General features: G+C 66.8%; 9 protein-coding genes. 7 read left to right on the top strand and 2 right to left on the bottom strand.

The annotated features are described in order from the left end of the window. The 3 genes from trpA to D8676_RS01035 all read left to right on the top strand — a co-directional run bounded on the left by trpA (position 1) and on the right by D8676_RS01035 (position 3,247). Positions 1-840, top strand: coding sequence for a tryptophan synthase subunit alpha (gene trpA / locus D8676_RS01045; RefSeq protein ID WP_121578984.1), 840 nt, complete (start codon positions 1-3; stop codon positions 838-840). 35 nt (positions 841-875) lie between these two features. Further along, the gene (gene accD, locus D8676_RS01040; protein ID WP_121578983.1) at positions 876-1,799 is read left to right on the top strand and encodes an acetyl-CoA carboxylase, carboxyltransferase subunit beta; all 924 of its coding nucleotides are present in this window, start codon (positions 876-878) and stop codon (positions 1,797-1,799) included. 116 nt (positions 1,800-1,915) lie between these two features. Further along, complete coding sequence (locus D8676_RS01035; protein WP_121578982.1) at positions 1,916-3,247, top strand: folylpolyglutamate synthase/dihydrofolate synthase family protein; 1,332 nt, start codon at positions 1,916-1,918, stop codon at positions 3,245-3,247. Between the two features lie 9 nt (positions 3,248-3,256). On the opposite strand, the gene D8676_RS01030 is transcribed toward D8676_RS01035, so the two are convergent. Both D8676_RS01030 and erpA read right to left on the bottom strand, forming a co-directional pair. Next, positions 3,257-3,649, bottom strand: coding sequence for a VOC family protein (locus tag D8676_RS01030; RefSeq protein ID WP_121578981.1), 393 nt, complete (start codon positions 3,647-3,649; stop codon positions 3,257-3,259). Positions 3,650-3,651: 2 nt separating this feature from the next. After that, complete coding sequence (gene erpA / locus D8676_RS01025; RefSeq protein ID WP_121578980.1) at positions 3,652-3,999, bottom strand: iron-sulfur cluster insertion protein ErpA; 348 nt, start codon at positions 3,997-3,999, stop codon at positions 3,652-3,654. A gap of 97 nt (positions 4,000-4,096) precedes the next feature. On the opposite strand from erpA, the gene D8676_RS01020 reads away from it, so the two are divergent. The 4 genes from D8676_RS01020 to nagZ all read left to right on the top strand — a co-directional run bounded on the left by D8676_RS01020 (position 4,097) and on the right by nagZ (position 12,048). After that, a complete protein-coding gene (locus D8676_RS01020) occupies positions 4,097-5,329 on the top strand; it encodes a deoxyguanosinetriphosphate triphosphohydrolase (RefSeq protein ID WP_121578979.1) in 1,233 nt (410 codons plus the stop codon). A 75-nt stretch (positions 5,330-5,404) separates the two neighbouring features. Continuing rightward, entirely contained in the window at positions 5,405-7,162 is a 1,758-nt protein-coding gene (argS, locus tag D8676_RS01015) for an arginine--tRNA ligase (RefSeq protein WP_121578978.1), read from the top strand. Between the two features lie 102 nt (positions 7,163-7,264). Beyond that, positions 7,265-10,897, top strand: coding sequence for an SPOR domain-containing protein (locus tag D8676_RS01005; RefSeq protein WP_147448125.1), 3,633 nt, complete (start codon positions 7,265-7,267; stop codon positions 10,895-10,897). Positions 10,898-11,025: 128 nt separating this feature from the next. Continuing rightward, positions 11,026-12,048: a beta-N-acetylhexosaminidase gene (gene nagZ, locus D8676_RS01000; protein ID WP_121578975.1), complete on the top strand. Its 1,023-nt coding sequence runs from the start codon at positions 11,026-11,028 to the stop codon at positions 12,046-12,048. The last annotated feature ends 11 nt before the right edge of the window (positions 12,049-12,059 follow it).

Raw genomic sequence — 12,059 nt, 5'->3', positions numbered from 1 at the left:
ATGACCACCCGCATCGATCGTCGCATGGCGAAGCTGAAGACCGAGGGCCGGCCGGCGCTCGTCACCTATTTCATGGGTGGCGATCCCGACTACGCGACCTCACTCGCGATCATGAAGTCGCTGCCCGGGGCCGGCAGCGACATCATCGAGCTCGGCATGCCCTTTTCGGATCCGATGGCCGACGGCCCGGCGATCCAGGCGGCGGGGCTGCGCGCTCTGAAGGCCGGCCAGACGCTGCACAGGACGCTCGACATGGCGCGTGACTTCCGCGCCGGCGACGACGAGACGCCCATCGTTCTAATGGGCTACTACAACCCGATCTACATCTACGGCGTCGAGCGCTTCCTCGCCGATGCGAAGGCCGCCGGCATAGACGGGCTGATCGTCGTCGACCTGCCGCCGGAGATGGACGAGGAATTGTGCATCCCGGCGCTCAAGGCCGGCGTCAACTTCATCCGCCTCGCCACCCCCACCACCGACGACCGGCGCCTGCCCAAGGTGCTGCAGAACACGTCGGGCTTCGTCTATTATGTCTCCATGACCGGCATCACCGGCTCGGCGCTGGCCGACACCGCCAAGGTCGCCGAGGCGGTGACGCGCATCAAGGCGCACACGGATCTGCCGGTCTGCGTCGGCTTCGGCGTCAAGACGGCCGAGCAGGCGCGCACCATCGGCGCATCGGCCGACGGCGTCGTCGTCGGCACGGCCATCGTCAATGCTGTCGCCAACGTCATCGACCCGAAGGGCGGCGTCACCGCCGATCCCGCCGAAGCGGTGGCGACCCTGGTCAGCGGGCTCGCGCAGGGCGTACGTTCCGCCCGCCTTGCTCCCGCCGAATAGTTTCCCCATCTTCCCCCGAAACGGGAACCTCTGCCATGAACTGGATCACCAATTTCGTCCGTCCCCGGATCAACTCGATGCTCGGGCGCCGCGACATCCCCGAGAACCTCTGGATCAAGGATCCGGACAGCGGCGAGATGGTGTTCCACAAGGACCTGGAGAGCAATCAGTGGGTGATCCCCTCCTCCGGCCATCACATGAAGATTTCGGCCAAGGAGCGGCTGAAATTCTTCTTCGACAATGGCGAGTATGAGGCCCTGGAGAACCCCAAGGTCGTCCTGGACCCGCTGAAGTTCCGCGACGAGAAGCGCTACACGGACCGGCTGAAGGAAGCCAAGGCCAAGACCCAGCTCGAGGACGCCATCCTCAGCGCTACCGGCACGATCGAGGGCCTGCCCATCGTCGCCACCGTGCAGGACTTCGCCTTCATGGGCGGCTCGCTCGGCATGGCGGCCGGCGAGGCGATCGTCAAGGCCTTCGAGACGGCGCTCGCCCGCAAGCGGCCGATGGTGCTGTTCGCCGCTTCCGGCGGGGCGCGCATGCAGGAAGGCATCCTGTCGTTGATGCAGCTGCCGCGCACCACGGTCGGGGTCGACCGGCTGAAGGAGGCCGGCCTACCCTATATCGTCGTGCTGACCAACCCGACCACCGGCGGCGTCACGGCGTCCTATGCCATGCTGGGCGACGTGCACATCGCCGAGCCCGGCGCGCTGATCGGCTTCGCCGGCCCGCGCGTCATCGAGCAGACCATCCGCGAAAAACTCCCAGACGGCTTCCAGCGCGCCGAATATCTGATGGAGCACGGCATGGTCGACATGGTCGTCTCCCGCCTCGAGATGAAATCGACCGTCGCACGGCTGCTGAAGATCCTGCTGAAGACGCCGCTTCCGCAGGAGGCCGCCGAGCCCGAGATATTGCCGCCGGTGCCGGTGGCGCCCGAAACCCGTCCGCACGTCTGATACGGTGCGCGACATCGCGCGCCGCATCGCTCGATTGTGTGCATCGGCCTGCCGGGACTATCCTTGACCCGGCCCAGGACCCGGATATCCGGCCGGTCCCAGCCCTGGAACCTTGGATGACAACTCTCCTCGCAGACCGCGAAATCGAGCGCCTGATGGCGCTGCACCCGAAAGGCTACGACCTTTCGCTGGACCGCATCGCGCGGCTGCTCGACCGGCTCGGCAATCCGCAGGAGAAGCTGCCGCCGGTGATCCACATCGCCGGCACCAACGGCAAGGGCTCGGCCGCCGCCTTTTCGCGCGCAGTGCTGGAAGAGGCGGGCTACCGCGTGCATGTCCACACCTCGCCGCATCTGGTGAACTGGCATGAACGCTACCGCCTGGCCGCCGAGGGCGGCGGCAGGTTCGTCGATGACCGGCTGCTCGCCGACACCATAGCCCGCGTCGCCGACGCCAATCACGGCGAGACGATCACCGTCTTCGAGATCCTGACCGCCGTCACCTTCCTCCTCTTCTCCGAACATCCGGCCGACGCCGCGATCATCGAGGTCGGCCTCGGCGGCCGCTTCGACGCCACCAATGTCATCGCCAATCCCGCCGTCTCGCTGATCATGCCGGTGTCGCTCGACCACGAGGCCTATCTCGGCGACCGCGTGGAGCTGATCGCCGCCGAGAAGGCCGGCATCATCAAGCCGGGCTGCCCGGTGGTCGTCGGCGCGCAGGAGACCGAGGCGGCGCAGGCGGTGCTGGTGGAGACTGCCGAACGCCTGGGATGCCCGGTCACCGTCTATGGCCAGGATTTCCTCGCCTATGAGGAGAACGGCCGCATGGTCTACCAGGACGAGCACGGGCTGATGGACCTGCCGTCGCCGCTGCTGCCCGGCCGCCATCAATACGCCAATGCCGCGGCGGCGATCGCCGCCGTCCGGGCCGCCGGTTTCGATGTCGGCCATTCCGCCGTCGAACGGGCGATGAAAGGGGTCTATTGGCCGGGCCGCATGCAGCGGCTGCCGACAGGCAGGCTGACCCAACTCGCGCCGGAAGGCGCCGAGATCTGGGTCGACGGCGGCCACAATCCGGGCGCTGGGCTGGTTGTGGCCGAGGCGTTGGTCGAGCAGGAGGAAAAGCAGCCGCGACCGCTCTTCCTCATCTCGGGCATGCTCAATACCAAGGACCAGACCGGCTATTTCCGCGCCTTCGAAGGCATGGCCCGCCATGTCTATACGGTGCCGGTGAGCCTTTCGGAGGCCAGCGTCCCGAACAGCGAGCTTGCGCTCCGCGCCCAGGCTGCCGGCCTGTCGGCCGAGCCCGTCGCGTCGGTCGCCAACGCGCTGATGCTCCTGCGCGACACCTGGAGCGAGGACGAGACCCCGCCGCGCATCCTGATCGGTGGCTCGCTCTATCTGGCCGGCGAGGTGCTCGCGGAGAACGGCACGCCGCCGGTGTGACGGACAAGGCTAGCCTGCCTCGGCCGGCTTCCGCTCGACCAGTCCGACCGTATTGCCGCCCGGATCCTTCAGGAAAGCCATCCATTCCTCCTCGCCGGCCGTGCCGAACTGCCCCTCGCGGTCGTGGTGAACGAGCGCCGGTGGTGCGGTGAACGGTACGCCGGCTGCCTTGGCCGTCGCGTAGAAGTCGTCCAGTCCGGCCATGTCGAGATAAACCGTGCCAGCCGGCACGCCGTCGCTGAAGAACAGCCTGACGTCGCCGGCCAGCAGGAAGGCGATGCCCGGCGGGTCGTAGCGGGCGTGCACCGCTAGGCCGAGCACGTCGCGCCAGAAGGCGAGCGTCCTGTCGAGATCGCGGCCGGCGGACAAAGCCACCTGCCTGACCGCCCCGATCGTCGGCATGATTATATGGAGAAGCTGGTCCCGCAGCCGCAGGAAGCGACTGCGTTCGGGTTCCTGATCTGGAAGGACTGGCCCATCAGGTCGTCGACGAAGTCGATCACCGAGCCGCCCATATAGACCAGCGAGAGATCGTCGATCAGCACGGTGGCGCCGTTCTTCTCGATGGCGACGTCGTCGTCGTTCCTAGAATCGACGAGGTCGAACTTGTAGGAGAAACCCGAACAGCCGCCGCCCTCGACCGCAACCCGCAGCGCGATCTTGCCGGGCTCGCCGGCGACGATCTTGGCCACGCGCGCCGCGGCCGCGTCCGTCACGTCGACTTTCATCGTGGTCTTTGCGTCAGCGCCCATGGCGGCGTCACCTTGCTTTCGCGTTCCCATCATAGGTATGAACGGGCGAGGGGCAAGTCAACGGGCATCCGGGTCACGGCTACCCTGGGAACGGGGCATGGACGAAGCAGGCAAAGGCGCTGGAGAGCTTGGCGATATCGGCTTCGGCTATCGTCCGCGCGCGCCCTATGCCTGCGATCCGGCAAAATCCCGGGGCCGCTTCAAGGCCGAGCCGGAAAGCCCGACCCGCACGCCCTTCCAGCGCGACCGCGACCGCATCATCCATTCCACCGCCTTCCGCCGGCTGAAGCACAAGACGCAGGTCTTCGTCGCGCATGAGAGCGATCACTACCGCACCCGGCTCACCCATACGATCGAGGTCGCGCAGATCGCCCGCGCGCTCGCCCGTGCATTGCGCTGCGACGAGGACCTCGCCGAGGCGATCGCGCTGGTCCACGATTTCGGCCACACGCCGTTCGGCCATACCGGCGAGGACGCGCTGAACGTCAGGATGGCGCAATGGGGCGGCTTCGACCACAACGCCCAGTCGCTGCGCGTCGTCACCCGGCTGGAGCGCCGCTACGCCGAGTTCGACGGGCTGAACCTCACCTGGGAGACGCTGGAGGGCCTGGTCAAGCACAACGGCCCGCTGACGGACGCCGCGGGAAACGGGTTGAAGGGTCCGGTGCCGCAGGCGATCCGCGACTTTTCCGAGCTCTTCGACCTCGAACTCGACAGATATGCGAGCCTGGAAGCGCAGTGCGCGGCGATCGCCGACGACATCGCCTACAACACGCATGACATAGACGACGGGCTGCGCGCCGGCCTGCTCACCCTCGACATGCTGGAAACAGTGGCGTTGCCGGCCGGCATCCTGAAAACCGTGCGCGGGCGCTATCCGCATCTCGACGCCGTGCGCACCGGCCATGAACTGATGCGCCGCCAGATCACCATCATGGTCGAGGACGTGATCTCGGCCACCGGCGCCAGGCTAGCCTGCCTGGAGCCTCGGTCGCCGGACGACATCCGTACCGCCGGCGAAACGATGGTCACCTTCTCCGAGACGCTCGCCGCCGAGGAGAAGGAGCTGAAGAGCTTCCTCTACAAGAACATGTACCGGGCCGACGAGGTGCTGCGCGTGCGCGCCGACGCCGAGCGGGTGGTGAACGAGCTCTTCGACGCCTATTTCGCCGATCCGCGCCTGATGCCCGAGGGCTGGCGCGAGGGGCTCGACCGCGCCAGCGACCGCGTCAAGGCGCGCGACGTCGCCGATTTCCTCGCCGGCATGACCGACACCTATGCGCTGAAGGAACACCGGCGTCTGTTTGACCATACGCCGGATTTGAGCTAGGGCGCGCCCATAAATTCAACACTTGTGTGGAATGTCGCCCACTCGGTTGAATTCAGTCTTTGACGAAAGCCAACAATGAACATCTTCGCCGATTTCAACGAGCGGATCGTCAACGCCGTTCAAGCGCTGGACCTGAAGGACAGGGACGGGCGTGCGCTCGACCTGTCGCGCGTCGCGGTCGAGCCGCCGCGCGATGCCAGCCACGGCGACCTCGCCACCAACGCCGCCATGGTGCTGGCGAAGCCCGCCGGCCAGAATCCGCGCGCGCTCGCCGAGACCATCGCCGCCGCGCTGCGCTCCGACAAGGATATCGTCAGCGTCGATGTCGCCGGTCCCGGCTTCGTCAACATCAGGCTCGCCGACGCTTTCTGGCAGAAGCACCTGTCGGTCGTCCTCGCCGCCGGCACGGATTACGGCCGCTCGAGGATCGGCGGCGGCAAGAAGACGAATGTCGAATATGTCTCCGCCAACCCGACCGGTCCCATGCATGTCGGCCATTGCCGCGGCGCGGTGGTGGGCGATGCGCTCGCCAACCTGCTTGCCTTCGCCGGCTACGACGTCACCAAGGAATATCTGATCAACGACGCCGGCGCGCAGATCGACGTGCTCGGCCGTTCGGTCATGCTGCGCTATCGCGAGGCGCTCGGCGACGAGATCGGCGAAATCCCCGCCGGCCTCTACCCCGGAGACTATCTCGTCCCGGTCGGCCAGGCGCTCGCCGCCGAATTCGGCCGCGGCCTGCTGCAGAAGCCCGAGGACGAGGCTCTCGCCATCGTCAAGGACCGCACGATCGACGCCATGATGGTGATGATCAAGGAGGACCTCGCGCTGCTCAACGTGCATCACGAGGTGTTCTTCTCAGAACGCTCGCTGCATGCCGACAATGCCAGGAAGATCCGTGCTGCGATCAGCGACCTCACCCTCAAGGGCCACATCTACAAGGGCAAGCTGCCGCCGCCCAAGGGCGAGAAGTCGGACGACTGGGAGGATCGCGAGCAGACGCTGTTCCGCTCGACCGAGGTCGGCGACGATATGGACCGGCCGCTGGTCAAGTCGGACGGCTCCTTCACCTATTTCGCCGCCGATGTCGGCTACATCTACGACAAGATCGGCCGTGGCTTCGAGGAACTGATCTTCGTGCTCGGCGCCGACCATGGCGGCTACGTCAAGCGGCTGGAGGCGCTGGCGAGGGCCGTGTCGGACGGCAAAGTCGACCTCAAGGTCCTGCTCTGCCAGCTCGTGAAACTTTTCCGCGACGGCGAGCCGGTCAGGATGTCGAAGCGCTCCGGCGACTTCATCACGCTGCGCGAGGTGGTGGAGGAGGTCGGTCGCGACCCGATCCGCTTCATGATGCTCTACCGCAAGAACGACGCGCCGCTCGACTTCGATTTCGCCAAGGTCACCGAGCAGTCTAAGGACAATCCGGTCTTCTACGTGCAATACGCCTCGGCGCGCTGCCATTCGGTGTTCCGCCAGGCGCGCGAGCAGTTCCCGGGCGAGGAGTTCGCCCGCGGGGCGCTTGCCGCGTCGAGCGGCCTGCTTGCCGACGACGGTGAGCTCGGCCTCATCCGCAAGCTTGCCGAATATCCGCGCATGATCGAATCCGCGGCGCTGGCGCACGAGCCGCACCGCATGGCGTTCTATCTCTACGATCTCGCCAGCGCCTTCCACGGCCATTGGAACCGCGGCACCGAGAACCCGGACTTACGTTTTGTTAAGGTTAACGATCCACAATCGACCTATGCCAGACTAGGGCTGGTGCAGGCCGTCTCCGACGTATTGACGTCTGGCCTAGCGTTGATCGGGGCCGATGCGCCCACTGAAATGCGCTAGGTTTTGCCGTCTAACACCTGTCACCTTTTGCCCACATTGCGCTGGTAGGGACCAACCCTGCGCGACGTCCAAGGCGTCCGAATGTGTGCGAGTTCGGGAAAAATGGCAGACAAGAACCAGCTAAAAATCGCCGATCATGTCGACCTGGCGGACGACGATCCCTTTGCGGAACTGACCAGAATCATGGGTTTCGACCCGCGCCAGCCGGCGAGGCCCGCGGCGCAGCCTCAGGAAGCGCCCGCTCAGCAGGCTGCTCCGGTCGAACAGGCCGTCGAGGAAGACGATTTCAGTCTGGATCTGGAAAAGGAACTGCTTGGCGAATTCTCGCTCGACGATGAGGAGCCCGCGCATGATTTCGCGGTGGAAGCCGCCGATTTCGCCGTCGAGGCGCCCGCCTTGGAAGCCCCGGCCCAGGCCGGCGATGTTCGCTCTGATATCCCCGAGGTAGATTTCGACTTCGCGGCCGATTTCGAGGCCGCTCTGGCCACCTCCGGTCAGGAGGGCGGCGCTGCTGAAGACGACGCGGAATTCGATCTCGGTCTCACCGATGACGATGTCCAGGCGCTGGATGCCGAAGCGCCGCAGCCCGCTGCCGCCGAAACCTTCCAGGCCGACGACGGGGATTTCGATCTCGGCCTGACGGACGACGATGTCCGCGCGCTCGATGTCGAAGCCGCGCAGCCGGCAGCGCCGGTCGAGGCGATGGCCGCCACCGATGCCGATTTCGACGCCGCGATGGCCGACATAGACATGGATTTCGGCGACGCCTTCGCGTCGGAGGCCGAGCTGCCCGCCGAGGATGCGGTGGCGGCAACGGCGCAGGACGAGACGGTCGAGTCCGACGACCTGCACCTGTTCGACGAAGCCGACTTCCGCCTGGACGACCATGCCGCGGACGAGCCCGCAGCCCCGGTCGCGGCCGAACCGGAGCCGCAGCCGACGATCTACGAAAGCGCCTTCAGCTTCGACGAGGACGAACTGCGCCTGGACGATTCGCATCCTGTCGAGGCCCACGCTATCCATGAAACGGCTGCCGCGCCGGCGGCCGACGATTTCGCGTTCGACGATATCGACCTCACGGCCGAGGATTTCTCCGCCGAGCCCGAGGCGATGGAGCCTGAAACGGCGGAGTTCGAGGCCGAAGCTTCCGCTCCCGAGTTCGTGGCCTATGAGCCCGTTGCGGACGAGCCCGTGGCCGCCGAACCTGTCGACGCCGAGCCCGAAGCCGTTGCAGCGCCTGAACCCTCCAGCCAGGGCGAGCCGCCGCTTTTCGAATTCTCGGTGCCGCGCTACGAGCCGCGCAAGCTGCCGACGTCGCCGATGGACGTCGCTGCGGAGGAGTTCCGTCAGCGCGAGGCCGCTCAGGGGCCTGCCGCGCCCGAGTTCAATCTCGAGGACGAGCTGAACGCCCTGCTCGGCAACATCAGGTCCGGCCAGGCCGGCGCTTCGGCGGCAACCTCGGAGCCGGTCAGTGCGCCCGCCGAACCGGCGAAAGCGGAAGAGCCCGCCGCACCGGAAGCCTACCAGCCGAGCCATGCCGCCTACGAGCCGGCCGACTTCCGTCCGGCCGAACCGGTCAGCTTCGATGCGCCCGAGCATCCGGCCGATATCGACGACAATCTGAACTGGGATATCGACGAGAGTTTCGCTGTCGACGCAGCGCCCGAGCCGGTCGAGGACGACCAGCCGCAGGCCTATGCGGAAGACGTCTATGCTGAAGACCGGCAGTACGAAACCTATGCCGAGCCCGGGCAGCCCGACGCCTATGCATATGCAGCAGAAGACGACCAGGCGCTCGAGGCCGAAGACGATCTGGCATCGCTCGACGTCGACGACCTGTCGTTCGACCCGATGACCGAAGAGCAGCCCTCGACGCATTACGGCGCCATGGCCGCCGGCGCGGGTTTGGGCGCCGCCGCTGCGCATTTCGGTTCGGCCTTTGGATCCCGCCCGTTCGAAACGGACGCGCCGGTGCGGCTGTCCGATCTGCCGAGGACGCCAGCCGGCCAGCGTTTCGGCGGACAGGCGCAGGCAGCCGCTTCGGGCGGACCAGAGCTCTTCAGCACGCATCGCGATCCCGTCGTGCGCGGCAATCCCCTGAAGGAAGACCCGCTCGACGTCATCACCGCGCTGGCGGCGAAATATTCGAAGAAGGAGCCGGAGACGCCGTATGGCCATGCCATGGGCGTGGCCAGGGGTTCCGCGCCTTTCGCCGGCGAATCGGTCGAGGATGACGACATCGACATCTCCTCGGCTTTCGAGGAGCAGCCCGATGTGGAGACCATTGAGGTGGCCGACAAGGCGATCGCGCTCGCCGACGATCTCGACATACCCGAACTCGTCGAGGAAGAGGAACTGCCGCCGGTTTCGGCCTATGACGACCTCGACGCCGAGTTCTCCAGCCTGCTCAGCGAGATGAATGCCGAGCCGCTTGTTGCTGCGTCCTCGTCCAGCGAGAACGGCACCTATGCCAGCTTCGAGGCGCGGCCCTATGTAAGCCAGATGGCCGCCATGGCTACCTCGGCGGTCGGCCCGCGCCAGGCCCCGGCCCCGGCCTATGCCGATCATCCGGAGCAGCCTGCCTTCGCGCTGGATGACGATGACCTGCCGGGAAGCCGTCCGGTCGACCAGTATTCGCCTGACGATTACGACTACGATCCCGACATGGATCAGGAGATCGCGCAGCATCTTGGCGCCGACGATGCCCGCCAGCCGAAATCGCGCGCCGTGCTGATCGGCGCCCTGGTCGGCGGCGTCGCGCTGCTCGGTGCCATCGGCGCCTTCGCCTTCTCCTTCGGCGGCGGTTCCGATGGCGATGCGCCGGCGCTGGTCAGGGCCGAGGACGGTCCGGTCAAGGTGAAGCCGGAAAATCCGGGCGGCACGACGGTGCCCAACCAGGACAACAAGGTCTACCAGACGGTTGCTGGCGAAGGGACGGCCGATGCTCCCCAGCAGGAAACGCTGGTCACCACCGCCGAAGAGCCCGTGGACGTGACGCCGCCTCCGCCGGCCATGGAAGAGGACGTTGTCGCCGCTCCCTCCGGCAAGAGCGAGGACCGCATCGAGCAGATTCTCCAGGAGACGGAAGGCAAGACCGACGACCAGATCGTCGCCGTGGCGCCGCGCAAGGTGCGCACGCTGGTGGTGAAGCCCGACGGCACGCTGATGCCGCGCGAGGACGAGCCCGACGCCGCCCCGTCCAACGAGCAGACCGATACGATCGCCGCCGCCGTGCCTGACGCGGCGCCTGCTCCGGCGATCCCGGAATCGACCGGTGCGCTGCAGGCCGCCACCGAGGCTCCGCAGGAGACTGCCGCCGCCGAGCCGCTTGCGGCGCAGGAGGACGCGGCCGTCGAGCCCGCTTCGGGCGCCAGGGCCGCCATGCCTGACACCGCGCCGATCGCGCCTCTGCGTCCCGCCGACCAGCCGATCGACGTCGTCGGCGAAGTGAAGCCCGACCAGGTCGCCGCGGCGACCACGGCGGCAGCCAACGGCAACTGGGCCATGCAGATCGCCTCGCAGCCGAGCGAAGCCGCGGCGCAGTCCTCCTACCAGGATCTCGCCCGCCGCTACGGCAACGTGCTGCAGGGACGCGAGGTCAACATCGTCAAGGCCGAAATCGCCGGCAAGGGCACGTTCTGGCGCGTCCGCGTGCCTGCCGCGACCCGCAACGAGGCGATCAGCCTCTGCGAGAACTACAAGGCGGCCGGCGGCAACTGCTTCGTGTCGCGATAGCTTTCCGCCTTCGGGCCGAAAGAAAAATAGAAACGGCGCGGCCTTGGCCGCGCCGTTTTCCTTTGATTCCAAAGCCTGGACGGGCCGGCCGGTGGTGCAGTCGCCCGCAGTTGAGGTAAAATGACCGCATGACCGAATCAAAAGCCATGATCCTCGGCTGTTACGGAAAGTCGCTCAGCCGCGAGGAAGTCCGATTCTACCGCGGCGAGGCTCCCTGGGGTTTCATCCTCTTCGCCCGCAACATCTCCGAGGCCGAGCAGATCAAGGATCTCGTCGCCGAGATGCGCGACAGCGTCGGCCGTCCCGACGCGCCTGTCTTCATCGACCAGGAGGGCGGCCGCGTGCAGCGCATACGCCCGCCGCTGGCCCCCAACTATCCCGCCGGCGCCGCGCTCGGGGCGCTCTGGCAGCAGGATCACGAGGCGGGCGAGCGCGCCGTGTGGCTGCTGGCCAGGCTGCACGCCTTCGACCTCTCGCGCTACGGCATCACCGCCGACTGCCTGCCGGTGCTCGACGTGCCGATCGAAGGCGCCAGCGACGTCATCGGTTCGCGCGCCTACGGCAAGAAGCCGGAAATCGTCACCGCCATGGGCCGCGCCGCCGCCGACGGCCTGATGTCGGGCGGCGTGCTTCCCGTCATGAAGCACATTCCCGGCCACGGCCGCGCCTTCTCCGACACCCATTTCGAGCTGCCGACCGTGGACGCCACGCTCGCCGAGCTGCAGCGCCACGATTTCGCGCCGTTCCGCGAGCTGGCGCACCTGCCCATGGCGATGACCGCCCACGTCATCTTCAGCGCCATCGACCCCGACAATCCGGCCACCACCTCCGGCAAGGTCATCGAGGAGATCGTCCGCGGCGAGATCGGCTTCGAGGGCCTGCTGATGAGCGACGACACCTCGATGAAGGCGCTTTCTGGGGATTTCCCGTCCAAAGCCGCCGCCATCCTTGCGGCCGGCTGCGATATCGTCCTTCACTGCAACGGCGAGATGGAGGAGATGGCGGGCATCGCCTCCCGGACCAAGGGGCTGGAAGGCGCCTCGCTGGACCGGGCGAAGCGCGCACTCTCCTACATCAAGGATCGCGACGCCGCCGACGAGGCCGAGCTTCGCGCGGAATTCGCGACCTATTTTGACACGATGGTGGCCTAGGAGACCGGACG

Origin of the sequence: Mesorhizobium sp. YM1C-6-2, assembly GCF_003666685.1 — a bacterium.
GTDB lineage: Bacteria > Pseudomonadota > Alphaproteobacteria > Rhizobiales > Rhizobiaceae > Mesorhizobium_K.
The sequence above is the reverse complement of the archived record's forward strand: the minus strand, read 5'-3'. Positions and strand labels throughout refer to the sequence as shown.